This is a genomic window from Listeria sp. ILCC797, assembly GCF_900186185.1.
In the GTDB taxonomy this organism is placed as follows: Bacteria; Bacillota; Bacilli; order Lactobacillales; family Listeriaceae; genus Listeria; species Listeria goaensis.
This window is the reverse complement of the sequence record NZ_FYBS01000002.1, coordinates 31,386-55,484: the sequence shown is the minus strand read 5'-3', so window position 1 is coordinate 55,484 and position 24,099 is coordinate 31,386. Positions and strand designations below refer to the sequence as shown.

The window sequence follows — 24,099 nt, the reverse complement described above, 5'->3', positions numbered from 1 at the left end:
AGTATAGCATATTTAAAAAGAGTCTGAGTCATAAAAATAAGCAAAAAACCGTTTTTAAAGATGGCTTTTTGCTTCTCTATTTTTTTCACGGAACAAATGCTAAGTACGCTCCAGACTCTTCATTGTTCATATTGTACAAAATCATAAGGATAATATTTAATAGTTTGAAATTCCGCATCATTAAGTTGCATAATTTTAGCAACTGCCCCACTTTCATAACTCCAATATCCGTTATAGATAGCATGAGGGCTTTTATGTGAATTATACCAACCAGCATCACGATGACCTTGATACCATTCTTTTTCCACATATTGCTTCAGTAATGTTTCCGCTACCTCTTTTGTGTGAGCTTGCGTCACAGCTTTCAAAGTTTCATATGGTCTAGTGAATGCAAGCTCATTAGTTTTCACCCATGAATTATCTACACTATGAAACATATAATCAATCAGAAAATCATGAAAACCTTCTCTTTGTACTAACTGCTGCAATATTTCAAGCTCTTTAGTCTCCTCTAAGAGTATTCCAAGTGAAACAGCTTGAAGTAATTGTATATAACTTCCAGTTTCTTTATCCCATGTTTTCTCAATTAAATTTACATATCTTGGCAACAATTTATTAATTATTTCTATCGGATCACCAATAGAATATGAACAATTAATTTTTGATGAATAATAGTTTAACAATGAGAGATACGCACTCCTAAAATTTACATTTGTTGAATCTTTGTATTGAATTAAAAGCTCTTCAAACTGATTAATACTTTCATCTAAATAAGCCAATCTTTCTTTAAAATATGTGTTACTTTTCAATTCATCTCGCATAATGCTCTCCTTTATTTCTTGATTCATTTCCTAACAGAATCTAAAGTTTTTTTACCATTTCCTATGTTCCACATTTTGATTCTATATCAACTGGCAATAAAAGTCGATTTGTGGTCTAAGTTACGACGGACAACTTGTTTATCAGTTGCAGCTAAAAAACGCACTCTTCAAATGAAAAGTGCGTTTCTTTATGAATCTATTTGCTCTTTTAATGGTTCTCAACCTGTAATGGTTTTTTTCGCATCACGACAAGCGTTAAAACGAATAGTGCGACTAGATAAATCACCGTAAGGACTAAAGAGACGTAAAACCATTCTAAAACCTTACCACTGGCTAAAAATTCGACCGCGTTTTTGCTTAAATAGGCTGGATTTAGTGCTAGCCATTTTGAGTCTACCGCATTGAGCGCAGTGAAAACAATCGCGAGCACGACAGCGGTACTCGCTACAGCGGCACTGCTTTTGAAGAAGGCACTGGCCAAGATGACAATTCCGACCACGAAACAAAACCAGACAAAATAAATCAAAAAGGCGATGATGACTCGTTTTAAACTTAAATGACCGAATAAAAGAATCGTGTAATAAGCGGATAGCGCGTAGCCAAACAGCAGTGCGCAAAATGCGGTTGCGAGCTGGCTAAGCCATTTCGTGCCAATGTAACTACTGAGTTCAACGGGACGCGTCATAATAAAAGCGAGCATGCCGCTTGTTCTGTCGGCCAAAATAGTGCCCATCGCTGCGACTGCAAAAATGATGATGCCGAGCTGGTCGAATTGCGAAGCGAGCGTTTGACCTAAAATGACTTCTGGCGTCGTGGGGCCCATCATTTGTGTGAGCGCATCTGCGTTTTGAATGCCGCCGACTGCTTTTAGAATTTCTGGTAGGAATTTTACAATAAGCGGCTGCGTTAAGCCAAGAATCGCGAAAACAATTGGCAACCATAATAGCTTTAAGTTGCGTTTCATTTCGAGCCATTCTTTCACAAGTAATGCATTCATTCGCTCACCTTCTTCATAAAAATTTGTTCGAGCGTTTCATGCACATTCATAAAGCGCACCACTTCGACATTCGCTGATGCAAGCGACTGCAACAAAAAAACACTCATTTCCGCTTTATTTTGCACTTCAAACCGGTAAACCGAGCCTTTTTTTTCGGAAAACAAAATGTTTGAGTGTTCGCTTACTTCCGCATACCACGCTGCGTTTTCGCCTAATAGTTCCACTTCAAAAACATTTGTGCTTGCTTCTTTTAAAAGCGTTTCGAGCGGCTTATCAAGTACCACTTCACCTTTTTTGATCATCGTAATATGGTCACAAATTTCAGCGGCATCCGCCAAAATGTGCGTTGAAAACAAAATGGTCGTTTCCGATTTCAATTTCTCAACCAACCGAATGACTTCCATACGTCCAATTGGATCCAGTGCCGAGACTGGCTCGTCCATGACAAGCAATTTCGGGCGATGCAAAATGGCTTGAGCTATGCCTAAACGCTGACGCATGCCGCCTGAAAACCCACTAATTCGTTTGTTTCCTTCTTTTTCCAAACCGACGAGCACTAAAACTTCCGGAATGCGCACATTTAAATCGGCTTGATTCATTTTGGATAGCTTGCCCATAAAGTTCAGGCATTCTTTCGCCGTCATCCAACCATAAAAATGCGGATACTGCGGCAAGTAGCCAATCAAATTTTTCAAATGCCGAATTGGTTTCCCGTCAAGCAAAATCTCGCCGCCATCTGGTTTCAAAATTTGCACCAGCATATTAATTAGTGTCGTTTTCCCAGCACCATTTGGGCCAATCAGTGCGAGGCACGCCCCGTCTGGCACAACTAAATCCACATTTTGAACTGCTTTTTGCGCGCCAAAACGCTTGGACAAATTTTGAATGCGGAGCTCTGTCATTTGAACTCCTCTTTTCTTCCAAAAATAAAGTAAATCACTGGACCAATTGTATTAATAAAACAAATAACGACAAGCCAAATGATGGCATTTTTGCGCACATTCCAGTGTCTAATTAAGTCGACAAGCGCCGTAATAAGTAAAACAAGATTTAAAATTAAGATAGGTAAAATTAAGGCCAAATTAATTCCTGCAAATTCCATATTAAACACTCCTTTTCTGTTATATATATTGTATAACAGATAACACTTCTAGTCAATCACATAAAAAAAGTTGGAGCTAAATGCTCCAACTCAGATTGTAGAAAAACACAAAACAAAACGTAATCCCGCTATATTTAGACTGATGACAAATGGTGAGATTCTAGGAAAAGCCGAGTACCGCACCGGAGCGTACTCGAGTACACGAGGAGCGGAACGGAGGCTTTAACGACGAAGATCGCTGTTTGTCATCAGTCTGATTTGGAGCTAAATGCTCCAACTTAATTGCTTATTACCACGAACCAATCCAATCTCCGATGCCATCTTTGACTTTCCCGCCGAATTCAACGACTTTGTCAGCGCCTTTTTCGATGGCGTCTCCAGCATCATTTGCTTTTTCTTTGACGGTATTCCAGAAATCATCTTTTTCTGCCGCTTTTTGTTTTTCTTCTTTTTCCTTCGCTTTTGTTTCTTGTGCGGCACTCTTCGTATCAAAATCTTGCGGCGTTTGATAGCGCAATCCGCTCTTCATGACGTAGTGTGCCAAATTAGCAACGCCTTGCGAACTAGTTGTTTTTAAGTAGTGCGCCTCATCCGTTTTATCGAAGCCAATCCAAACAGCGCCTACTAAATCGGGTGTGTACCCGACGAACCACTGGTCTTTCGTTCCACTTGTATCATCAAACGGAACTTGCGTTGACCCCGTTTTCCCGGCCATTTCATATCCTGCAACAGCAGCGTTTGTACCTGTTCCAGTGTTAACAACGTCTAAAAGCATCGAGGTCATTGAATTCGAAGTTTTTTCCGAAATGATGCGTTTTGTTTCTGGTACATGTTCATAGATTGTGTTACCCGCAGGATCGACAATCTTACTAATGATGTAACCCTTTTCCGGTTTAACGCCCTTGTTCGCAAAGGTTGCGTAAGCCGTTGCCATATCAACTGGTGAAGCACCTTTGCTTAAGCCACCAAGCGCAAGTCCGAGCGTATCATCGCTTTCTTCAAGCGGAATACCAAATTCCTTCGAAGATTTAACACCTTTTTTAATTCCTATTTGATCAAGAAGCCACACAGCAGGCGCATTAATCGATTTAGCGACAGCCTCATACATCGGCACTTCACCTTGATAGTAGCCACCAACATTGGTCGGGGTATAGTTGCCTTCATACGTTGTCTTCTCATCTTGCAGCATGTCGTCTACTTTCCAGCCTGCTTCAAGCGCTGGCACATACACTGCTAAAGGTTTCATTGTGGAACCTGGTTGAGCTTTCATTTGCGTTGCACGGTTAAACCCTCGGAAAGTATGTTCTCCGCGTCCGCCAACTAACGCCCGAATTCCGCCAGTTGCTGGATCCATTAATACCGCACCAGATTGAACAAGCGTCCCGTCTGCCGCATTTTTCGGGAATAAACTGTCATCGCTATACGTTCCTTCAAGCGAAGTCTGATAGTTTTGGTCAAGTTCTGTGTAGATTTTATAACCTTTTTTCATGATTTCATCTTGCGTCACATCGGCTTCATTGACCGCCTCATTAATGACCGCATCAATATACCACGGATATTTATTCGCAAGTGGGTCTTGCGCCTTGTTCGTTAACACAATTTTCGTGTTGCTATACTCTTTATACTGCGCTTCCGTAATTTTCCCATTTTCCTGCATCGCTTTTAAAACCATATTTCTACGGTTCGTTGCTTTGTCTAAATGCTTGTAAGGGTCATACGCACTAGGCGCCTGAAGTAAACCCGCAATTGTAGCGGCTTCTGGAACGTTTAAATCGGCCGCTGATTTGCCGAAGTATTTTTTAGATGCGTTTTCTACACCCCATTCACCGTTACCAAAGTACGAACGGTTTAAGTACATCTCTAAAATCTCATCTTTCGAATATGTCCGCTCAATTTCACGTGCCATAAACAATTCTTTTGCTTTACGTGTAAACGTCTGTTCTTGGGTTAGCAAAGCATTTTTAGCGAGCTGCTGCGTAATCGTACTTCCTCCGCCGGTTATCCCACCAGTTGAAACGAGTCCAGCTGCAGAACGCATTATCCCTTTTATATCAAAACCATTATGCTCATAAAATTTGCGATCTTCAATGGAAACAACTGCGTCTTGTAAGTTTTGGGAAATTTTATCAATTTTAACAAACGTCGCATCAGTAGACGAAAGTTCCCCTGCTTTGTCCCCGTCCTTATCATAAATAATCGTAGCTGTTTCAAGTCCCTTTTTAAGCGCGTCAATATCTGCTGATTTGGCCACAATCGTCAAGTATACAATAAATCCTAATACCGCTAATAAAACTGCTAAAATAATAATTTTAATTACATGACGATTTCTCAAAAAGCGCCTAAATTTGCGCCATCCAATGCCAATCCATTTCCAGATAAAGCTGAAAAATTGTTTAAAATACTTCACAATCAGCTGCTTAAAATTTTCCAAATTTATCTCCTAGCTTTCTCTAATTAGTTTTCTCCGCGCATATAAAAATACACGGGAATATAATCATTTTACGCTAAATCAGAATTTTTTTCTACCTTCTTAAGTCTTATTTTTAGTCAAAGTAAACACTTGCCATAACATTGTCACAATTCCTCTAAAACTTTTCCTATAAATCATGTTTCTAAACGCGAAAAAGGGGTACTTTTACAATATTGCTAGATTATTTTTCAGACTGATGTAGAAAGGATTTGGAATATGACTCACAAGCTTATTTATTTTTTGTCACAATCGCATATTCGTAGCAGCATTGCGCTTGCTTGGGCAAAGAAACTACCGCTTCGTGATGTCACTTTCATCAGCGGCTCTTGGTCAAAAGCGCGGGAAACTTCTTTTGTAAATGATGTGCTTCATGAATTTTCAATGGAAGCTCCAAACAGTTTTTCTTACACGCCTAGCCAAAAATTGCTTGAGGATGCAGATTTAATTGTGACGATTTACGATTCTACAAATGAATTAGCACCGAATTTCCCAGATGCGTTTAACAAAAAAATCGTTTACTGGGATATTGAAGACCCCGAACACATCAATGAATTACCAGCAAAGTGGGCGCACTACCAAGAAGTGTGTGACACGATCGCACTTTCGGTAAAACAATTAAAAAAAGCTTTTATAGAAGTTTAGCTCTCCGAATTTTTTCGGAGAGATTTTTGTAATGAAATGAGGAATGAAAAGTGGAAGCCTATCAAGATATTAAAAAAGCAGAAAAAGCCGCTTTCCTAAGCATGTTTGCCTACATCTTTGTCGCCGCGCTAAAAGTAACAGTTGGACTTATTGGGCATTCTGACGCTCTTTTTGCAGACGGCTTAAACAACACAACCGATGTTATCGCCATTATCGCCCTATTAATTGGCCTTCGAATTTCGCGTATTCCGCCGGACAAAGACCACGCCTATGGCCATCGCCGAACCGAAACCATCAGCTCACTAGTTGCCTCTTTTATCATGCTACTCGTCAGCTTACAAGTTGTCTTTGAATCCATCGTCAACTTAATTCAAAAAAATTACGGCACACCGAGCATGCTCACTGCCATTGTAGCCTTCTTTTCTGGCGTGTTTATGTACATCATTTATCTTTTTAACATTCGGCTTTCGAAAAAAATCGACAGTCAAGCCATTCGTGCTGCCGCATATGATAATCGTTCCGACGCTTGGGTCAGCTTTGGGGCTTGTCTTGGGATTTTAGGCGCCATCATTGGGTTGCCGTGGCTTGATGCGGTCACCGCCCTTCTTGTCGGCGTTCTCATCGGCTACACCGCCGTCAAAATTTTCTTTGATGCCGCGCATAGTTTGACAGACGGATTCGATGTCTCCAAACTGGAAGAAATCCACAAGCTAATTGCGGGCGTGGACGATGTCAAAGAGGTGAAGGATATTAAAGCACGTTTTAACGGTAATCGTATTTGGATTGACGCAACTATCTCGGTTGATGCGGCGCTAAATGTAACCGAAAGTCACGCCATTACCGAGCGCATCGAAAGCGTGATTCGTACGGAATTTCCAAATGCTTACACGCTTGTACATATCGAGCCTTTTTCTAAAGAATAAATTCGTTGTTTTCTTTTGGAAAGTCCATTATAATTTGAGTATGTATAGCTTTTTAAGGTTGGGAGGGAATATACCGATGGGGCAGAGAAACTAAATCAATTTATGCAGGGCGATGCTTCTAGTATTTCCTCTTGGGAACTAAGCTCACACCTGCTTTCATAAAAAAACAGATACCATAGGAGGTGTTAGCCATTTATAGTGTTCTATAGATGGCATGCGATTGATATTAACGATTAAGTTTTTAATTATTGCATTTTTAATTGCAGTTTCCGCCTTTTTCGTGGCGACAGAATTTGCAATTGTGAAAATGCGACCGAGTAGGCTAGACCAGCTTATTTCAGAAGGAAACAAGCGTGCTAAACTGGCACGATACATTTATAACCATTTAAATGCGTACTTATCTGCCTGCCAGCTTGGGATTACGATTAGTTCGCTAGGTCTTGGTTGGCTCGGTGAATCTACGGTTGAGGCGGCCTTACATCCACTCTTCGACATGCTTGCCATTCCGAGTTCGGCTGTAACAATTCTTTCCTTTGTGATTGCTTTTGTATTCATCACCTTTTTACATGTGGTCGTTGGGGAGCTTGTACCAAAAACGCTCGCTATCGATAAAACAGAAGCTGTCGCACTTACAGTTGCGAGACCGCTACATTATTTTTATAAAATCATGTTCCCGTTCATTTGGTTGCTCAATGAATCTTCTGTTCTAATCTCGAAATTGTTTGGCTTGGAGCCAGCTAGTGAGCATGAAATTGCCCACACGGAAGAAGAACTGCGCATCATTGTTGGCGAAAGCTACAAGAGCGGCGAAATTAACCAGTCGGAATTTCGTTATGTAAATAAAATTTTCGATTTTGATGAACGAATGGCAAAAGAAATTATGATTCCGCGTACGGAAATTGTGACCGTTGATTCCGGCTCTGATATTTCTGGTCTTTCTGACATCATGAAAAACGAGCGCTACACGCGTTATCCTGTCATTGACGGTGATAAAGATCATATTATCGGGGTTTTAAACTTGAAGGAAATCTTGTCGGCTTACGTCGAACATGAATCAAGTAAGCCGTTCCCAATTGACCCGTTTGTAAAACCAATTATTCGTGTCATTGAAACGATTCCCATTAAGGAACTTTTAATTCGCATGCAAAAAGAGCGTTCACATATTGCCATTCTTTTAGATGAGTACGGCGGCACATCTGGCCTTGTCACGGTAGAAGATATTGTCGAGGAAATCGTTGGCGATATTCGCGATGAATTCGATGCAGATGAAATTCCAGAAATCAGAAAAATTAAAGATGGGCATTTTATCGTGGACGCAAAACTCTTGATTGACGAAGTAAATAATATTTTAGGTACGGATCTCGCGGAAGATGAAGTCGACACAATTGGTGGTTGGTTCTTAACGCAAAACTACGAAGTCGAAGTCGGAGACGAAATTGAATATGGCGGATTTATTTTCCGCGTAAAAGAGGCAGAACCGCATCATATCGAGTACTTAGAAATCTTTAAAAAACTGGAAGAATAGGCCACGTGCTTATTCTTTCTTCTTTTGTAGGAGGGATTACTGTGGAAATTCAAATTTTGCCGAGCTGGGACGGGCTGACGCTTGCAGAAGTGCTAAAAGAGCTTTTTCATCTTGGGAAAAAGGCGCGCCATGAGTTGCGTATGGCAGGAAATGTGCTGCTTAATGGGGTTTTGATAGACTTCGACAAACCGCTCGTTTCTGGCGGCATTTTGACCTTGCCCACGCAAGACAAGCCGATTCATGCGACTAAAGCACCGCTTGATGTGGTCTTTGAAGATGCGCATCTGCTTGTTGTGAACAAAGCGGCTGGCGTGAAAACTCATCCGAATGCGCCAAGTGAAACGGATACGCTTGCAAATCACGTTCAATTCTACTTGAATAAAACGCGTGGCGGCACCGCTTTGCCTGTCCATCGCCTCGATCAAACGACATCCGGGCTCATCCTTTTCGCGAAACATTCGCTCAGCCTAGCTGCCCTTTCGTATAAACTCGAAATGCGGCAAATTAAACGCGAATATTTAGCTGTCCTAGGCGGCGTTTTAAACGGTGACTGCATCATCAACCAGCCCATCGGAAATGACCGCCACCAGTCTGGCAAAAAACGTGTGAGTCCAAACGGGCAAGCTGCCGAAACGCACATTCACGTTTTAAGCGCCGACAAAACAGCAGGTGTCACGCTCGTCCGCTGCACGCTTAAAACTGGCCGCACCCATCAAATTCGTGTCCACACGTCCAGTATCCACCACCCAATTGTTGGCGACACACTTTACGGTGGTTCAAAGCGCGCAAGACGTGTCTTGCTGCACGCCGAACGGCTCCACCTCACCCACCCGTTCACCGAAGAAAAAATGACATTTGAAGTGTCCCCCGGGCGCGATTGGGTATACAAATAGCAGTAGCCTCACCGGCTACTGCTATTTGTTATCTCGACTTTCATACCGTCTGGGTCTTCAAAAAAGACTGCGTAATAATCGGCTCCTGCCGCATATGGATAACGCTCATCGTAAAGCAATTTTACCCCGCGCTCACGCAAAGTTGACCGCCATTCATCGATTTTTGCGCGCGACGCCTCATAAAACGCCAAGTGATTTAAACCAATTCGCGCTCTGTGGTACCCAAAAGGCAAAAATGGCTCCTCCACCTGCACAAAGACGATGTAACAATCCGAATCTGAGTAGCTAAAACCTTTCTCCCACTGGGAAAAAAGCGAGTAGCCAAGTTTTTCCAACACAAACGACCAAAATTCCCGCGACGCCTCTAAATCCCCCACGTAAAGTTCCACATGATGCAACTTCATAGCGTGTCCTTAAAATGCTTCAGCGCTTCTCGTTTACTAAGCGGCGCAAGGTTCGCACGAAGTACATATTGTTTCACCTTGTCAGGTTCCGCTTTGGCATACTCGCGGAGCGCCCAGCCAATTGCTTTTTGAATAAAAAATTCCTTGGAATGACGCCACTGATCGCAATTTCCAAAAAGAATCGCTTCATTCGTCTTTTCTTTATACTTCAGTTGAAATAAAATCGCGGTTCTAACAAGCCACATGTTGTCGCTCGTCACCCATTTATGATTGTAAGGCGCCATTTGTTCGGGATATTTCAAAAAATAGTGACCAACAAGCGTGCTAGCTAGCAAATCAACCGTATCCCACCAAGATTTTTCTCGAATGAGCTTCTCATAAACAGAAATCACATTTTCATCTGCTTTTTTCATGTAGCGGATCAATAAATCAATCGCCACGTATTGGTATTCCCGGTAAGGTTCGCGGTATAGTTTTTCTGCCAGCAATTCGAGATTTTCGGGAGCACCGTGTATCTTTACATAGTCGCGTACAAATTCCTTGCGCGGACCAGCTTTTATCCCCAAAAAAGCGAACTGATTTTTCATATAGGCTTCCATTTTGGGCTGATTCTCCGCATTGGCAAGTTTTTGTAACGTGTCTTTGATTTTTTGCAAGTCGCTCATGCGTCCTTATCTCCTGATTCAATGAATTCCCGCTCGCGCTCCACACTGTTCAAAAAGTAGTCCAAGTCGTCCGGGTCAGGACCAACATATGTCCCCGTTTCCAACTTATTTAATTTCCGCATATCTTCATTGTCCAATTTAAAATACGCCAAATTGGCATTTTCACGTATTCTACTTGACGTAATCGATTTCGGGATAATAATCGTATCTCGATTTAAATGCCACTGCAAAATCACCTGATCCACAAACGCCCCGTGCTTTTTCGCGATATCGACAATAACCGGATGCTGCATCAGCGTCCCTTTCGCAAGCGGCGACCATGCGGCATGCGCAATATCATGTTTCTTCAAAAATTCGCGCAGCTCATTTTGCGGCAGTAGCGGGTGCGTTTCCACTTGGTTTAAAACGGGTTTCTCTTGTGCCACTTGGAATAATTTTTCGAGGTGATGCTGTTTAAAATTCGCGACCCCAATTGATTTCACAGCCCCCTCGCGCAGTAGGCGTTCGAAAGCCCGCCACGTATCGAGATATTTCCCCGCAATCGGCCAATGAATTAAATATAAATCTAAATAGTCCAGCTTTAAATTTTGAAGTGTGCGTTCAAACGCAAAAAGTGTTTCGTCATAACCTTGATTGCCATTCCAAATTTTCGAACTAATAAAAAGTTCGTCTCGTTCTACGTCACACGCATGAATCGCATTACCAACTTGTTTCTCATTATTATAAACAGCTGCCGTATCAAATAAACGGTAGCCGCATTCAATTGCCTGCATAACAGCTTGCATAATATAATTGGGTTCGCTCATCTGAAAAACACCTAAGCCAATGTATGGAATTTGTTCCCCGTTTGTAAGCATCATTTTGTCCTTTAAAGTCTTCACTTTGACAAACCTCCTTTAGCTATCCAAAAAAGATTCTACATAATACTCCCAGTATACCGAAATTATTCTTTTCTTCCCACTAAAAAGGATAATTTCATGAGCTAATTTTGTGTCAGCAATCGTCCGAAAGAAATGAACTTAAAAAAATTTATTTCTTAGTTAAAGCTACGCAACGTTTTATTTTTGGCAATGGAAGCGTTTACGACCGATTTATGTAACTTTATACTTAAAAAAAAGTTACTATTTAGAGCATCAATATGTTAGTATTAACATGTGGTAAATTTCAAGTAAAAGTTTTTTATTTTTTTGTAAGCAAATTGTAAAGAGAGAACCCTTCCTGTTCTAACTTGAAGGGCAACTTAAAATGACCAAAATGACTTACTAAAAAGATCGGGGGAATTGAAAAAAATGGCTTTTAAAAACAAAAAAGACCGTTTTGCATCTTTGCTTCATGATATTGCAGTAAATTTGCATGAAGGCGCCAACTTTTTTGCATCTTACAACATCAATTCAGTGGAGGACTTGCATACTTTCTCAGATAAAATGAAAGAGTATGAAACAACTGGTGATACAATGGTCCATAAAATGATTATGGAACTAAACGATGCTTTTATCACGCCAATCGAACGTGAAGATATGCTTGAGCTTACCAATCGTCTAGACGATGTTATGGACGGCCTTGAGCAAACAGCTTTTTCACTTGAAATCTGTCAAATCACGCATTATGACGACTATATGCTTAAATTCATTGAAGCTATTCAAAAAAGTACGGTTGAAATCGAAAAAGCAGTAGATTTAGTTTTCGATAAGAAACTTAAAGACGTACGCAAGCTTGCGATTCAAATTAAAGATTATGAGTCTCAGTGCGATGAAGTTTACCGCGAATCATTAATTAAGCTTTTCCAAGAAGAAACCGATGCGGTTAAAATCATCCGCAAAAAAGAAGTTTATGAAAACCTAGAAGAAATCGCTGACAACTGTCAAAGCGTTGCAAACACGCTTGAATCAATTGTCATGAAAAACGCGTAAGGAGCAACCAGATGGAAGGAATGTTACTAATTACCGTAGTCATCGTACTGGCCGCGCTTGCATTTGACCTGATTAACGGGTTTCATGATACAGCCAACGCCATTGCGACGAGTGTTTCCACAAAGGCTCTTAAGCCCAAACATGCAATTGTTTTAGCTGCTGTTATGAACTTTGTCGGGGCAATCTCCTTTACTGGTGTTGCCAAAACGATTACGAAAGACATCGTAGATCCATTTAGCGTGCCGCACGGCGAAATTGTAATCTTAGCCGCACTTTTAGCCGCTATCTTCTGGAACCTACTTACTTGGTACTATGGTATTCCAAGTAGTTCTTCGCATGCTTTAATCGGTTCCATTGCAGGAGCTGCGATTGCTTCCGCAGGATTTTCTGCCATTGAATACGGTGGGTTTTCCAAAATATTGATTGGTCTTATCGCTTCTCCGTTCCTAGCTTTTGCTGTCGGGTATACGCTCTACACTTTATTTAAGATTTTCTTGAAAAACTTAAATTTAGCCGCGACAAATCGCCGCTTCCGAATGATTCAGGTCGGAACAGCAGCCCTCCAGTCTTATACGCACGGAACAAATGATGCACAAAAATCAATGGGTATTATTACAATGGCGCTCATCGCAAATGGATTCCAATCCGATGATGAGGTGCAATTATGGGTACAGGTTGCCTGTGCAGTTGCCATGGCTGTTGGAACAAGTATTGGTGGTTGGAAAATCATCAAAACCGTTGGTGGTAAAATTATGAAAATCAAGCCAGTAAACGGGGTTGCAGCTGACCTCGGTTCTGTTATCGTTATTTTCGGCGCTACTTTCATTCATTTACCAGTCAGCACTACGCACGTTATCAGCTCGTCTATTCTTGGCGTTGGTACCGCGCATCGCGTAAAAGGGGTCAAATGGGATACCGCACAACGTATGATTATTACTTGGATTATCACACTCCCAATTTCCGCTGTTATTGCAGCGCTAGCCTTTTTCATTTTACGTTTATTCTTATAAAACTGTTCAAACCATTACCGCTTCTGGTAGTGGTTTTTTTGTTTTAAAAAAGGGAATATGTATACAAAATAAGGAAAGGAGTTTTTTGATGTCCAGGTTTTATTATGAAAAGCCACTTTATGTCGCTAAAAATCGGCCCATTGAGGTGAAAAACGAAAAAGATGAAAGCATCGGGCAACTTGTCAAACTTGCTTCCAAAATTGCTTTTTCTAAAAATCATGATATTTTCGCCTATACATCTACAATGGATCAAGAGCTCGGCTCGATTACCCTCGAAATTGGTTGGCTTGGTAAAGACGGAGCTTCTATCGTCTATCATGATAAGCAAAACAAAAAGGCCATTTCTTTTGTAGAAAAAGACCTTCCTAATTATCCCCTACATATTATTTCTACGGACGGCGAGTTTCCAATTGAGATTATTCAAAAGCAAAAGGATGCTCCGATTATTATTTTATTCCACGGACAAGAAAGTGCAGTCATTACGGAAAATGAAAATGATGTCACTTTTGACTTTTTATCCGACAATACGAATATCCCCGATAATTTTTTCTTCCTCGGATATTTTATCCAGAAATTGATGAAGGAAGAATTTTGACTGTAGACAACTAATCTTGTCTATAGTTTTTTTATGAGCAAAACATTTTCCTTCCTCATTCATTGACCTAAACAAACTGACGGTGTCCAATTTGAATAGAGCACTGAAATTGTATTTCCAACGTAATAATAATCAGCTTCATACACATCAACAGTTTCCCTAAAACTTGTTTGGATTTCTTCCTGATTGTCTGTTTTATATGTGACATATATTTTATAAACGTTCCCAGAATTCGTTTTTTCGAACGTTCTTTTCACTTGAGTAATTTCGGCTGTCGTTTCTGTGTTGTTCAAATAAATATAGATTATCTTAAGAAATCCTGATAGCCAAAGAATGACCAATACAATGCCAAAAATAATTAAAATCTTTAAAAATCTTTTCTTCATCGTTCTAAGCTCCCTTATGTTACAACAAAACTTCTGTATCGCTTTAAATATACCTTACCCGTAGTAAAATAGCAATTTAAGTTTCAAGTGCTAAATTTTCAAAAAAACATTGCATATTTAAACATATTGATGTATTATTATTACATCAATGATACAAAAAAGGAGTTATGCACATGGCACAGAAAAATATCTTGCAGAAGCTCGCAGTTATTGGACTTATTTTTCTTTTCATTTTTTCAAGTTTCATTCCTGCACATGCAGCTTCCGACAATTCTTTGCAAGCAATTAAAGATAAAGGGACGCTTGTTGTTGGCTTATCTGCTGACTATCCACCTTATGAATTCCACCAAACAATTAACGGAAAAGATAAAACGGTTGGTTTCGATATTAGTATCGCGCAAAAAATTGCGGACGATATGGATGTTCAACTTGATATTAAAGAGATGGGCTTTGATAGCCTCCTAGGCGCCTTAAAAACCGGGAAAATTGATTTAATCATTTCAGGCATGTCGCCTACACCGGAACGTTTAAAGGAAGTCGATTTCTCGAACCCGTATATGACCGTACAACAAAAAGTGATTGTTCGAAAAGCGGATGTAAATAAATTTACGTCCACACAAGACTTTAACGGCAAGAAAGTTGGGGCGCAGAAGCAGACGACACAGGAAGAGCTGGCTCAAAACGAGCTGACGGGATCTTCGGTCGTTTCACTTCAAAAAGTACCTGACCTGATTTTAAACTTAAAGAGCAATAAAGTAGACGGTGTTGTGCTTGAGGGGCCTGTTGCTGATGCTTATGTTAGTCAAGATAAGGCGCTTGCCATTTCTGATATTACATTTGTAAATGGCGAAAAAGAAACAGCGATTGCGATGCAAAAAGGGGCAACCTCGCTCAAAGATCAAGTAAACTCATCTATTAAAACGATTAAAGATGAGGGGCTTTTGAAAGACTATCAAAAAGAAGCGAATGAGCTAATGTTCCAAAAAGGTGGTTTTTTTGAGCAGTATGGTAGTTATTTTGTAAAAGGAACACTTTATACGATTGCGCTCGCTGCGATTGGCGTGTTTTTCGGTGCTATCTTTGGTGCTTTCCTTGCTCTCCTCAAACTAGCGAAAACAAGATGGTTGCGCTGGCCGGCGACTTGGTACATCGAATTTGTTCGTGGTACCCCACTACTCGTGCAAATTTTCATCGTTTTCTTCGGCACACAAGTTTTCGGGCTGAATTTATCTGCTTTTGCATCAGGTTGCATCGCGCTATCTTTAAACAGCGCCGCATATGTAGCAGAAATTATTCGTGCTGGTATTTCGGCCGTGAATAAAGGTCAGATGGAGGCGGCTCGCTCGCTTGGCATGACACAAGGTGCAGCAATGCGTTACATCATTCTTCCGCAGGCGATTAAAAATATCCTCCCTGCGCTTGGAAATGAATTCGTAACAGTTATTAAAGAATCTTCCGTTGTTTCCATCATCGGCGTCAGCGAGCTGATGTTTATGACAGGTGTTGTTCAAGGCGCAAGCTTCAAGCCATTTATTCCGCTTATCATCACATCGCTCATCTACTTTGTTTTAACGTTCAGCTTATCAAGACTGCTAGGCGTTGCTGAAAGGAGAATGAAAACAAGTGATTAAAGTCAATGATTTACACAAATATTTTGGGAAAAATGAGGTTCTAAAAGGAATTGATTTAGACATTCAAGCCGGAGAAGTGGTGGTGGTCATTGGCCCCTCTGGAAGCGGCAAAAGTACTTTCCTACGCTGTTTAAATTTACTAGAAACACCGACAAGCGGTGAAATTTTATTCGAAGGCAAAAATTTGCTTGCCAAGGGTACGGATATCAACAGCTTACGCCAAAGAATGGGCATGGTCTTTCAAAACTTCAATTTATTTCCACATAAAACTGTACTTGAGAATTTAATGCTTGCTCCTCTGAAGGTCAAGCAAGAGAACGCCGACAAAGCGAAAACACACGCGACTCAGCTTTTAACCAAAGTGGGGTTAGCAGAAAAAGCATCAAGTTATCCGTCAAGTTTATCTGGCGGTCAACAGCAACGTGTGGCTATCGCTAGAGCGCTCGCGATGAATCCCGATGTGATGCTGTTTGATGAACCTACTTCCGCGCTTGATCCAGAAATGGTCGGCGAGGTGCTAAGCGTCATGAAATCTCTTGCGAAAGAGGGCATGACGATGGTGGTTGTCACACATGAAATGGGCTTTGCTCGTGAAGTGGCTGACCGTGTCGTCTTTATGGACGCTGGTGTTGTTCAAGAAATGGGCACACCGGAAGAAATTTTCGGCAATCCGCAAAATGAACGGACGAAAGATTTTCTAGGAAAAGTTTTAGCTTAATGCTACAATACAAGAAAAAGGGATGCTCCGTGCGTTCCTTTTTCGTTAGGGAGATGACATAATGGATAAAAGTTTTATTAGTGCGAAATGGCAGGAAACGCCTGTTAATATTTTAGCGGATATTGGGACGCTTGCGAAAACAACGCCAAACATTTGGGACCTTTCCATTGGGGATCCGGATTTAATTACGAATCAGAAAATCATTGAGGCGGCTTTCAAAGACGTTACAGCGGGGCATACGAAATACACGGAATCAGGCGGCGATGTCGAGTTGATTGACGCCATTCGTGATTTTTTCAAGCGTACATATGAACTTTCTTTTGAGCGAAATCAAGTTCGGGCAACTGTTGGCGCTTTGCACGGCATGTATTTGGCGCTACAAGTCATTATAAATCCAGGCGACGAAGTTATCATTCATGAACCTTATTTTTCGCCGTATAAAGATCAGGTTTTGGCAGCTGGTGGCGTGCCGGTCATCATTCCTACTTTTGAAAAAGATGATTTTATGATTCATACGGACATTTTAGAGGCGGCCATCACGGATAAAACGAAGGCGCTTATTTTAAATTCGCCGAACAATCCAACTGGCGCGGTTTTTTCACTTGAAACGCTTGAGAAAATCGCGGAGCTTGCTAAGAAACATCATTTTTATATTCTTTCTGACGAAGTGTACGACGGTTTTAGTTTTTATGAGCCTTTTATTCCGATGGCGCGTCTTGCGCCGGAAAACACGATTACGTTCGGCAGCATGTCGAAAAACTTTGCGATGACAGGCTGGCGGCTTGGTTACATGGTTGCGCCGAGCTATATTAACGAGGCAGCCAAGCTTGTAAACGAGGGCATCACCTACTCTGCCCCTACTCCTTCACAGCGTGCGGCTATTTACGCTTTAAATCATGCGGAAGAACTTATCCCAGAGGTAAGTAAAGTCTTTCAGGAACGCCTGGAATACGTCGCAAAACGCGTCAAAGGAATTCCCTATTTATCACTTCATCCTGTGAAAGGTTCGATTTACGCTTTTCTAAATATCACGAAAACAGGCATGGATTCTGTAACTTTTAGTGAATATCTGTTAAAAAAAACGCAAGTTCTCGTTATCCCGGGACGCGCATTTGGCGATGGCGGCGACAATTATGTCCGACTAGCGGCAACTCAAGACTTAAAAACACTAGAAGAAGCTTTCGACCGACTGGCGGGGCTTGAATTTTAAAAGATAAAGATAAGCCATACGCTTGGCGTATGGCTTATTTGAATACTTCTGTTAATGGAATTGCTTCAAAGTTGGGATAGATTTTGACGTCTGTAGGGAATTTGATGCCGCTTGTTGCTTCATTTGGGACAACGATGACTTGGATGCCGGCTTCTTTTGCGGCTAGCGTACCGTTTAAGGAATCCTCAACGGCAAAAGTGCGTTCAATTCCCGCCCCCAGTTCTTCGATTGCCTTTATGTAAAGTTCAGGATGCGGTTTTATGTTTGTAACATCATCGGCTGTTTGGATGCTAGAAAAATGTTTCAACAACTCAAATTTTTCTAAAACAGGAATGACCCAATCGCGACCAGAACTGGTTGCTAAACCAATTTTAAAATTATTTTGAACGGCGTAATTAAAAATATGTAGGAAGCCTTCCCGAAGTTCTAATTCATCTACACCTCCGTGTAAACGTTCCGCAATATGGGCTGTAAATTTTTCGACATTAAACCGCCCGGCTGTTTTTTCCAATAAGTATTCATGTAATGGTTCTTCTGATGTTCCAATTATCGCTTGATAAATATGCGCGGGAATTGTAATATCATAATTTTCTTTGACATAGCGCATGGTTTCCTCATGCCATAAATTTTCGGTATCAATCATCGTACCATCAAAATCAAATATAATCGCCTTCAAATTGCGCCCTCCTTCTTTTTGTAATCCTTTTCATTGTATCATAATTCACTTTTTGACGGTAGCGCGAAAAAATTGCCAAGCCGCACTTGCTTTTTAACTAAAAAACGAATATTATTGTATGTGTAATAGTTATTGTTCGTAAATAACATTAATTAAAGGGAGTGTCACTATTTTATGTTTCAATTAAAAGCAAACGGAACCGATGCTAGAACAGAAATCATCTCCGGATTTACAACTTTCTTAACGATGGTATACATTATCGTCGTGAACCCAGCGATTTTATCTGCAGCAGGCGTGCCGTTTAACACAGTGTTTATGGCCACAATCATTTCCGCTGTTGTAGGTACCCTATGGATGGCATTATTCGCCAACTACCCAATCGCTATCGCACCTGGCCTCGGAATGAATGCTTATTTCGTCACTGTTGTCACCACTCAAAAACTCGATTATTCAGTAGCTTTCGCGGCCGTTTTTGTCGCGGGACTTATTTTCTTACTGCTCTCATTAACACCGTTTCGGGAGAAAATCATCACGGCTATTCCGCATAATCTAAAAGCTGGTATCACCGCCGGAATTGGCTTGTTCATTGCATTTCTTGGCTTCCGAATGACCGGCATCATCGTACAAAACGATTCAAACTTGGTCGGCCTAGGAAACCTACACTCGCCAGAAGCACTGCTTGCCATTTCTGGCCTACTTATCACGTTAATCTTCCTGGCTCTAAATGTAAAAGGCGCTTTATTCATCGGTATGATTGCCACAGGTATCATCGCCTTTTTCACCGGCGAACTAAAATTCACAGATGGCTTCGTAAAATTGCCGCCAATGCCTGAATTTGTATTTACAAACCCGCTTAACGCATTTTCAGATGTTATCACACACAGTTTATACGCTGTCATTTTATCATTTTTACTTATTACCATTTTCGATACGACTGGCACAATGATTGGCGTAGCCAAGCGAGCAGGCCTAATGAAAGGCGAATCATTGCCGAATGCCAAACAAGCTCTAATGGCGGATGCGGTCGCAACTACAGTCGGCTCTGTTTTTGGAACAACCCCTACGAGCGCTTATATTGAGTCCACAGCAGGTGTGGCAACTGGCGGACGAACCGGCTTGACGACGCTAACGGTTTCGATTCTGTTCGTCATCTCAGCCTTTTTCGCACCACTAGTTGGCGCTGTTTCCGGCATCTCAGCCATTACAGCTCCCGCTCTTATCATCGTTGGAAGCATGATGATTGGCGCTGTTAGAGAAATTGATTGGGATACGCTTGACGAGGCATTCCCAGCATTCCTAGTCATTCTAGCGATGCCACTAACTTCAAGCATTGCAATCGGACTTGCGTTTGGTTTCATTTCTTATCCAATCCTAAAAATATTTACTGGTAAATGGCGTGAGCTTAACGTATTCCTCATTGTTATCGCCGTACTATTCTTCATTTTAGTCGCCTTCTTACCACATTAATGCCAAAAGCCAGAAGTTTCCTCCGAGACTTTTGGCTTTTTTTACTAGACAAAAAAAGCTACGTTTGCTATAAAGAAAGTAATCTTAATTTAGAAAAGGATGACTACTTTGTACTTAAAATCATTTTTAGCCGGCATCGGTTTAGCATTTCTTATCTTTTTATCTAGCTTCATCTTACCAAATTACACGCTTTCGACCTTATTTTCATTTATCGCTGCGCTACTCGTGTTCGCCTCTATTTTCTGTTCTGCTTTCGTCTCTTTAGGTGGCCGCGCTGGCAATCCAAATCGAAAAAAACAAATGCAGTGGAGCATCATGTTCGCCATTGCGGCAGTCCCAAATTTCATTGGTTTTATTATTAGCTATTATTTTTAAAGAGAGGAAGTCATACTTCTTCTTTTTTTATGGCAAAAAAAATACGCTGAATAGAAATTCAGCGTCGCCATCATGTTCATCAGTCTATGCATAACGGGATGAGGCATAAACAGAACTACACGGCAAATGAGATGAATGAAAACAAATAATGGTTCGGTGTCAAAACAGACGATTAACAAACGTTAATCTATTGGAAGATGGATACACCGAAAGCCACTATAACCATGATAGGGTCTTATCCCCATGAAAACAAAATATACAATTTCGCTTTCATCAGGATAAAACTCTATACTTTATATTGTACTATTCTTCTCAAAAAAAGCAAGGGAACAAACTGTGGAAAATTTGTGACCAATTAGAATAATTCTTTTAAAAAATAGCACCTTTATACATAATATCTAAAAATGACAAAAAAATCGAGTAAAAACCCTTATATTTTTTACAAAATTTTTTCATCAATCCAAAATAGTAATAAGAACACCGCCAATAATGGCTATAATGGGAATTAAAACCCACACTTGTCCGCCTAGCAAACCCCTACTTTCATTCGGATGACTTTCCAGCTCATGGACTTGTTTTTTCAATTCAAAAATTTCAAGCTCTAAATCTTGAACCTTATCTTCTAGCTCGTATAAACGCTCTTCCATGAAAAATCCCTCCTACTCAACTAGATACTTTCATTATAAACAAAAAAACTCTTCACTAAATCCATCTATAGGCTGATTTATTCGCTTTATTCTGCTAAAATAAAAAGAAAGTATATGTTGAGGTGAGATTATGGGGATTAAAACTGAGGAAGCCGTTGTTAAAATGATTTTTCATGGTGGCAACACACGAAAAGAAGCCTTTAACGCAATTGATGCCGCCGAAAAATATGATTTTGCGTCCGCAGAAGCACACCTACAAGCTGGTTTAGTTGAATACCAAAGCGGTCACAGTTGGCAAGTCAAATTAGTTTCACAAAGAGAAACTGAAAATACCGCACCTAGTTTTTTATTAATTCATGGTCAAGATCATTTAATGACCGCGCACACCGAATTGAATCTCGCTAAAAAGCTTGTAAAAGTTTATGAACGTGAAGCCGCTCTCGTTAAACGAATTGAACAACTTGAAAAAAAGTGAGAGCTAGCATCCTGTGTAGATGCTAGCTCTCACTTTTTTATTTAACGGATACCGAGTGCAATTTTAGCATAACGTGACATCCGGTCCTTTGTCCAAGGTGGATTCCAAACTATTTCAACATTCGTATCTTTAACTTCTGGGATATCACTTAACGCTGCGTGAACCTGATCTGTCAGCACGCCAGCAAGCGGGCAGCCCATCGTCGTTAACGTCATGGTTACCGTACATAAACCGTCTTCATCTAAATCTACATCGTAGACTAAACCAATATTGACAATATCAATTCCAAGTTCAGGGTCAATCACTTGTTCAAGTGCACCCATAATATTTTCTTTTAGTTCCTCATCCACTAGGTACGAACCTCCTTTTAGCTGTTTGTAAAATTATTGTATCATACATGAGAATCATTTTCACTATCGTTGTTCTAGAGGTGCTTCTCAAAAAACGCCACGCCAGCTAAAATTCCTTCAATGCTCACTTTATGTTTCGCTTTTTGATCAACAATAAATTCTACATTCTGATCTAATTGCTGTTCCACCAATGTTTGGAACAGTTTTTCACTATAAGCGAACGGAACGACATCGTCTTTTTTCCCGTGCCATAAAAGCAGTGGACGGTTCTCTATTTTTTCAAGTTGCTCACTTAAATCGTACGGATTCAGCGCCGCAATCCTACTTTCAACATCAAAAGGAAATTCCAACCCGTACTCTACGGACTGCTTGACAAGCGCTTTAGCAAAATGACCATAATAAGCACTTCCCATGAGGCTCACAACAACTTTTATCCAGTCATATTTGGCTAATATTCCAAGCGAAGTAATCGCTCCCATGGATACACCGCCAACGCCCACTTCTTGCTTATTAGTAAGTCCTCTCTCAACAAGCTCATCAACAATTCCACCTAGTTCATCAATATTTGCCTGCACAGCATCCCAAAAATACATCGCTTGCTCTTCTTCGCTAATATTCCCTTTTCGTTCTCCGTGAAATTTCGCATCTGGCAAAATCACTCGAATCCCTTTTTCAGCTAAAAAATAGCCATACTGAAGGTACAGCTCTTTTTGGGACTGAAATCCATGATAAAATACTACAGTTCGAATCTTTTCTGCACTATATTTTTCGCCAACAATATGTAAAACTGGAATATCTTTTATTTTTTCATGAAATACTTGAATCAATTGCACGGCCTCATTTCTATTTGTTTTTCTTACCAATTATTAATGTTCTTTCATTTACAAAGATTCTTTTACAGTCTATCATGATAGTAGATTATGCTAACAAAAAATATCCAACTTAATTAAAAGGAGCTAACTATGGATAAAAAATTAATTGTACTTGATTTAGATGGCACAACTTTAAAAGATGACCAAACTATCTCGAAACGAACAAAGGTAGCTCTTGAATCAGCACGTAACCTTGGCCACGAAGTAATGATTGCAACTGGTCGCCCTTACCGTTTAAGCAGCTTCTATTATAGCGAACTAGAACTTACAACACCTATTGTTAATTTTAACGGTGCTGTTTTGCATCACCCACTCGACGTCAATTTCCATGATGGTTACCACGAAGCAATCGACTTAAATATCGTAAGAGATATACTTGATTACTCTTATCAACTACCCCTTGCTAATATTGCTGCTGAAGTTCAAGATAGCGTTTTTTTAGAGCGTAGCGATGACACTGTGCCCGACACCTTTCATTTAGGCGTCAACAACATGATCATCGGAAATATACGAAATGCAATTAACGCCAACGCAACTTCACTACTTTTCTTTGGAAAAAATGAAGAACTGGCTTTAATGAGCAAACATCTTGATGAACAATTGGCTGATGTTATTTCTCATCACACTTGGGGTGCGAGCTGGCCAGCTGTTGAAATCGTAAAATACGGCATTCATAAAGCCGTTGGAATCCAAAAAGCAGCAAAATCACTTGGCATCTCTCAAAAAGACATCATTGCTTTTGGCGATGAATCAAATGATTTACAAATGTTGGACTATGCTGGCGTTGGCGTTGCGATGGGAAACGCTGTCCCATCTGCAAAAAACGTAGCCAACACCATCACACTTTCCAACGAAGAAGACGGTATTGCCGTTTATTTAGAAGAAAATATCTTATAAACTGCTGGACTGATGAAAACTCTTTTAGGGAGCTCCATTAGTCCTTTTTTAATTAAATAAAGGCGCTCCACCTGATAGGTAAAACCCAAGAGATACCGTTACAATGACAGCCACAAAAAACAATATAAAAAACATTCCTGTCGGCTTTTGTTTTTTCCGATAGCTAAGCAACATTTCAATCACACCAATTGTAAGAAGTCCCATTAAAATTTTAAAAATCGCAATGAGCCAACCTTTCTCTACACTATATTGAATCATCATAATCCCACTAAAAATAACAAGCAAGTAGAAAACACGATTAATCATCGCAAGTATCGTAAAGCTTTTTTCTGACTTTGGATATGCAATAAACGCCGCAATTGTCAGTACAAAAATAGCCGCCCACGATATTAAATGTAAATATCCCCACATAAAAATCCCTCTCCTCTTTTATTATAT

General features: G+C 40.5%; 28 protein-coding genes. 14 read left to right on the top strand and 14 right to left on the bottom strand.

Translation table 11 applies throughout. The features are described 5' to 3' along the window. Positions 1 to 119: 119 nt before the first annotated feature. The 5 genes from BN1609_RS02855 to BN1609_RS02835 form a co-directional block, all read right to left on the bottom strand. The gene (locus tag BN1609_RS02855) at positions 120 to 821 is read right to left on the bottom strand and encodes a PoNe immunity protein domain-containing protein (RefSeq protein ID WP_159458143.1); all 702 of its coding nucleotides are present in this window, start codon (positions 819 to 821) and stop codon (positions 120 to 122) included. Positions 822 to 1,029: 208 nt separating this feature from the next. Then, the gene (locus BN1609_RS02850) at positions 1,030 to 1,818 is read right to left on the bottom strand and encodes an ABC transporter permease (RefSeq protein ID WP_088815425.1); all 789 of its coding nucleotides are present in this window, start codon (positions 1,816 to 1,818) and stop codon (positions 1,030 to 1,032) included. Next, positions 1,815 to 2,720 (bottom strand): ABC transporter ATP-binding protein, encoded by a 906-nt coding sequence (locus tag BN1609_RS02845; RefSeq protein WP_088840491.1) that lies wholly within the window; start codon positions 2,718 to 2,720, stop codon positions 1,815 to 1,817. The genes BN1609_RS02850 and BN1609_RS02845 overlap by 4 nt, the downstream gene beginning before the upstream one ends. After that, positions 2,717 to 2,920 (bottom strand): PLD nuclease N-terminal domain-containing protein, encoded by a 204-nt coding sequence (locus tag BN1609_RS02840; RefSeq protein WP_088840490.1) that lies wholly within the window; start codon positions 2,918 to 2,920, stop codon positions 2,717 to 2,719. Before BN1609_RS02840 ends, BN1609_RS02845 begins: the two co-directional genes overlap by 4 nt. 289 nt (positions 2,921 to 3,209) lie before the next feature. Then, positions 3,210 to 5,351 (bottom strand): transglycosylase domain-containing protein, encoded by a 2,142-nt coding sequence (locus BN1609_RS02835; protein WP_088809346.1) that lies wholly within the window; start codon positions 5,349 to 5,351, stop codon positions 3,210 to 3,212. 255 nt (positions 5,352 to 5,606) lie between these two features. Here BN1609_RS02835 and BN1609_RS02830 point away from each other — a divergent pair, with 255 nt between their 5' ends. The 4 genes from BN1609_RS02830 (at position 5,607) to BN1609_RS02815 (ending at position 9,373) form a co-directional block, all read left to right on the top strand. Then, positions 5,607 to 6,032, top strand: coding sequence for a hypothetical protein (locus BN1609_RS02830; protein ID WP_088809347.1), 426 nt, complete (start codon positions 5,607 to 5,609; stop codon positions 6,030 to 6,032). Between the two features lie 50 nt (positions 6,033 to 6,082). Then, positions 6,083 to 6,955 (top strand): cation diffusion facilitator family transporter, encoded by an 873-nt coding sequence (locus BN1609_RS02825; protein WP_088809348.1) that lies wholly within the window; start codon positions 6,083 to 6,085, stop codon positions 6,953 to 6,955. 220 nt (positions 6,956 to 7,175) lie between these two features. Next, a complete protein-coding gene (locus tag BN1609_RS02820; RefSeq protein ID WP_088809457.1) occupies positions 7,176 to 8,480 on the top strand; it encodes a hemolysin family protein in 1,305 nt (434 codons plus the stop codon). Between the two features lie 41 nt (positions 8,481 to 8,521). Continuing rightward, positions 8,522 to 9,373, top strand: a complete 852-nt coding sequence (locus BN1609_RS02815; protein WP_088809349.1) for an RluA family pseudouridine synthase — start codon at positions 8,522 to 8,524, stop codon at positions 9,371 to 9,373. A gap of 8 nt (positions 9,374 to 9,381) precedes the next feature. Here BN1609_RS02815 and BN1609_RS02810 read toward each other — a convergent pair whose 3' ends face one another. From BN1609_RS02810 to BN1609_RS02800, 3 genes are read right to left on the bottom strand one after another with little or no spacing between them, the layout of a single operon-like run. After that, positions 9,382 to 9,777 (bottom strand): VOC family protein, encoded by a 396-nt coding sequence (locus BN1609_RS02810; RefSeq protein ID WP_088825506.1) that lies wholly within the window; start codon positions 9,775 to 9,777, stop codon positions 9,382 to 9,384. Then, on the bottom strand, positions 9,774 to 10,442 hold the full coding sequence (locus BN1609_RS02805) for a DNA alkylation repair protein (protein WP_088840489.1): 669 nt from the start codon (positions 10,440 to 10,442) through the stop codon (positions 9,774 to 9,776). Before BN1609_RS02805 ends, BN1609_RS02810 begins: the two co-directional genes overlap by 4 nt. After that, complete coding sequence (locus BN1609_RS02800) at positions 10,439 to 11,302, bottom strand: aldo/keto reductase (RefSeq protein ID WP_088809458.1); 864 nt, start codon at positions 11,300 to 11,302, stop codon at positions 10,439 to 10,441. Before BN1609_RS02800 ends, BN1609_RS02805 begins: the two co-directional genes overlap by 4 nt. A gap of 429 nt (positions 11,303 to 11,731) precedes the next feature. On the opposite strand from BN1609_RS02800, the gene BN1609_RS02795 reads away from it, so the two are divergent. The 3 genes from BN1609_RS02795 (at position 11,732) to BN1609_RS02785 (ending at position 13,957) form a co-directional block, all read left to right on the top strand. After that, on the top strand, positions 11,732 to 12,352 hold the full coding sequence (locus BN1609_RS02795) for a DUF47 domain-containing protein (protein WP_088809352.1): 621 nt from the start codon (positions 11,732 to 11,734) through the stop codon (positions 12,350 to 12,352). Between the two features lie 11 nt (positions 12,353 to 12,363). Beyond that, positions 12,364 to 13,362 (top strand): inorganic phosphate transporter, encoded by a 999-nt coding sequence (locus BN1609_RS02790; protein ID WP_088809353.1) that lies wholly within the window; start codon positions 12,364 to 12,366, stop codon positions 13,360 to 13,362. Positions 13,363 to 13,450: 88 nt separating this feature from the next. Next, positions 13,451 to 13,957, top strand: coding sequence for a hypothetical protein (locus tag BN1609_RS02785; RefSeq protein WP_088840488.1), 507 nt, complete (start codon positions 13,451 to 13,453; stop codon positions 13,955 to 13,957). Between the two features lie 59 nt (positions 13,958 to 14,016). Here BN1609_RS02785 and BN1609_RS02780 read toward each other — a convergent pair whose 3' ends face one another. Continuing rightward, on the bottom strand, positions 14,017 to 14,343 hold the full coding sequence (locus BN1609_RS02780) for a DUF3592 domain-containing protein (protein ID WP_088840487.1): 327 nt from the start codon (positions 14,341 to 14,343) through the stop codon (positions 14,017 to 14,019). A 173-nt stretch (positions 14,344 to 14,516) separates the two neighbouring features. Between BN1609_RS02780 and BN1609_RS02775 the strand changes: the two genes are divergently transcribed. From BN1609_RS02775 to BN1609_RS02765, 3 genes are all read left to right on the top strand, one after another. Beyond that, complete coding sequence (locus BN1609_RS02775) at positions 14,517 to 15,974, top strand: ABC transporter permease subunit (RefSeq protein WP_088825504.1); 1,458 nt, start codon at positions 14,517 to 14,519, stop codon at positions 15,972 to 15,974. After that, complete coding sequence (locus BN1609_RS02770; protein WP_088809357.1) at positions 15,967 to 16,692, top strand: amino acid ABC transporter ATP-binding protein; 726 nt, start codon at positions 15,967 to 15,969, stop codon at positions 16,690 to 16,692. Before BN1609_RS02775 ends, BN1609_RS02770 begins: the two co-directional genes overlap by 8 nt. Positions 16,693 to 16,753: 61 nt before the next feature. Continuing rightward, positions 16,754 to 17,902, top strand: coding sequence for a pyridoxal phosphate-dependent aminotransferase (locus BN1609_RS02765; RefSeq protein WP_088840486.1), 1,149 nt, complete (start codon positions 16,754 to 16,756; stop codon positions 17,900 to 17,902). Positions 17,903 to 17,936: 34 nt separating this feature from the next. Here the strand turns inward: BN1609_RS02765 and BN1609_RS02760 are convergent, their stop codons facing one another. Then, positions 17,937 to 18,578, bottom strand: coding sequence for an HAD family phosphatase (locus BN1609_RS02760; protein ID WP_088838870.1), 642 nt, complete (start codon positions 18,576 to 18,578; stop codon positions 17,937 to 17,939). 174 nt (positions 18,579 to 18,752) lie between these two features. Between BN1609_RS02760 and BN1609_RS02755 the strand changes: the two genes are divergently transcribed. Together BN1609_RS02755 and BN1609_RS02750 are read left to right on the top strand one after the other, a co-directional pair. After that, entirely contained in the window at positions 18,753 to 20,045 is a 1,293-nt protein-coding gene (locus BN1609_RS02755) for an NCS2 family permease (protein WP_088840485.1), read from the top strand. Between the two features lie 108 nt (positions 20,046 to 20,153). Further along, positions 20,154 to 20,420: a hypothetical protein gene (locus BN1609_RS02750; protein ID WP_088809361.1), complete on the top strand. Its 267-nt coding sequence runs from the start codon at positions 20,154 to 20,156 to the stop codon at positions 20,418 to 20,420. Between the two features lie 455 nt (positions 20,421 to 20,875). Here BN1609_RS02750 and BN1609_RS02740 read toward each other — a convergent pair whose 3' ends face one another. Beyond that, entirely contained in the window at positions 20,876 to 21,067 is a 192-nt protein-coding gene (locus BN1609_RS02740; protein ID WP_088809362.1) for a bZIP transcription factor, read from the bottom strand. 130 nt (positions 21,068 to 21,197) lie between these two features. Between BN1609_RS02740 and BN1609_RS02735 the strand changes: the two genes are divergently transcribed. Next, positions 21,198 to 21,542, top strand: coding sequence for a PTS lactose/cellobiose transporter subunit IIA (locus tag BN1609_RS02735; RefSeq protein ID WP_088809363.1), 345 nt, complete (start codon positions 21,198 to 21,200; stop codon positions 21,540 to 21,542). Between the two features lie 41 nt (positions 21,543 to 21,583). Here BN1609_RS02735 and BN1609_RS02730 read toward each other — a convergent pair whose 3' ends face one another. Further along, positions 21,584 to 21,892 (bottom strand): metal-sulfur cluster assembly factor, encoded by a 309-nt coding sequence (locus tag BN1609_RS02730; RefSeq protein WP_088809364.1) that lies wholly within the window; start codon positions 21,890 to 21,892, stop codon positions 21,584 to 21,586. Positions 21,893 to 21,966: 74 nt separating this feature from the next. Continuing rightward, complete coding sequence (gene yjfP, locus BN1609_RS02725; protein WP_088809365.1) at positions 21,967 to 22,719, bottom strand: esterase; 753 nt, start codon at positions 22,717 to 22,719, stop codon at positions 21,967 to 21,969. 135 nt (positions 22,720 to 22,854) lie between these two features. Here yjfP and BN1609_RS02720 point away from each other — a divergent pair, with 135 nt between their 5' ends. After that, positions 22,855 to 23,661 carry a Cof-type HAD-IIB family hydrolase gene (locus BN1609_RS02720; protein WP_088809366.1) on the top strand — a complete coding sequence of 269 codons (807 nt, stop codon included), beginning with the start codon at positions 22,855 to 22,857 and terminating at the stop codon, positions 23,659 to 23,661. Positions 23,662 to 23,709: 48 nt separating this feature from the next. Here the strand turns inward: BN1609_RS02720 and BN1609_RS02715 are convergent, their stop codons facing one another. Then, the gene (locus BN1609_RS02715; protein ID WP_088809367.1) at positions 23,710 to 24,072 is read right to left on the bottom strand and encodes a YisL family protein; all 363 of its coding nucleotides are present in this window, start codon (positions 24,070 to 24,072) and stop codon (positions 23,710 to 23,712) included. Between the last annotated feature and the right edge of the window lie 27 nt (positions 24,073 to 24,099).

What these genes read in the sequence shown, in the direction of transcription:
- BN1609_RS02755 (WP_088840485.1), top strand. Translation starts at nt 18,753, where the DNA reads ATGTTTCAATTAAAAGCAAACGGAACCGATGCTAGAACAGAAATCATC.
- BN1609_RS02840 (WP_088840490.1), bottom strand. Translation starts at nt 2,920, where the DNA reads ATGGAATTTGCAGGAATTAATTTGGCCTTAATTTTACCTATCTTAATT.
- BN1609_RS02790 (WP_088809353.1), top strand. Translation starts at nt 12,364, where the DNA reads ATGGAAGGAATGTTACTAATTACCGTAGTCATCGTACTGGCCGCGCTT.
- BN1609_RS02830 (WP_088809347.1), top strand. Translation starts at nt 5,607, where the DNA reads ATGACTCACAAGCTTATTTATTTTTTGTCACAATCGCATATTCGTAGC.
- BN1609_RS02775 (WP_088825504.1), top strand. Translation starts at nt 14,517, where the DNA reads ATGGCACAGAAAAATATCTTGCAGAAGCTCGCAGTTATTGGACTTATT.
- BN1609_RS02800 (WP_088809458.1), bottom strand. Translation starts at nt 11,302, where the DNA reads ATGATGCTTACAAACGGGGAACAAATTCCATACATTGGCTTAGGTGTT.
- BN1609_RS02780 (WP_088840487.1), bottom strand. Translation starts at nt 14,343, where the DNA reads ATGAAGAAAAGATTTTTAAAGATTTTAATTATTTTTGGCATTGTATTG.
- BN1609_RS02810 (WP_088825506.1), bottom strand. Translation starts at nt 9,777, where the DNA reads ATGAAGTTGCATCATGTGGAACTTTACGTGGGGGATTTAGAGGCGTCG.
- BN1609_RS02785 (WP_088840488.1), top strand. Translation starts at nt 13,451, where the DNA reads ATGTCCAGGTTTTATTATGAAAAGCCACTTTATGTCGCTAAAAATCGG.
- BN1609_RS02765 (WP_088840486.1), top strand. Translation starts at nt 16,754, where the DNA reads ATGGATAAAAGTTTTATTAGTGCGAAATGGCAGGAAACGCCTGTTAAT.
- BN1609_RS02740 (WP_088809362.1), bottom strand. Translation starts at nt 21,067, where the DNA reads ATGGAAGAGCGTTTATACGAGCTAGAAGATAAGGTTCAAGATTTAGAG.
- BN1609_RS02715 (WP_088809367.1), bottom strand. Translation starts at nt 24,072, where the DNA reads ATGTGGGGATATTTACATTTAATATCGTGGGCGGCTATTTTTGTACTG.
- BN1609_RS02720 (WP_088809366.1), top strand. Translation starts at nt 22,855, where the DNA reads ATGGATAAAAAATTAATTGTACTTGATTTAGATGGCACAACTTTAAAA.
- BN1609_RS02850 (WP_088815425.1), bottom strand. Translation starts at nt 1,818, where the DNA reads ATGAATGCATTACTTGTGAAAGAATGGCTCGAAATGAAACGCAACTTA.
- BN1609_RS02805 (WP_088840489.1), bottom strand. Translation starts at nt 10,442, where the DNA reads ATGAGCGACTTGCAAAAAATCAAAGACACGTTACAAAAACTTGCCAAT.
- BN1609_RS02795 (WP_088809352.1), top strand. Translation starts at nt 11,732, where the DNA reads ATGGCTTTTAAAAACAAAAAAGACCGTTTTGCATCTTTGCTTCATGAT.
- BN1609_RS02735 (WP_088809363.1), top strand. Translation starts at nt 21,198, where the DNA reads ATGGGGATTAAAACTGAGGAAGCCGTTGTTAAAATGATTTTTCATGGT.
- BN1609_RS02855 (WP_159458143.1), bottom strand. Translation starts at nt 821, where the DNA reads ATGCGAGATGAATTGAAAAGTAACACATATTTTAAAGAAAGATTGGCT.
- BN1609_RS02845 (WP_088840491.1), bottom strand. Translation starts at nt 2,720, where the DNA reads ATGACAGAGCTCCGCATTCAAAATTTGTCCAAGCGTTTTGGCGCGCAA.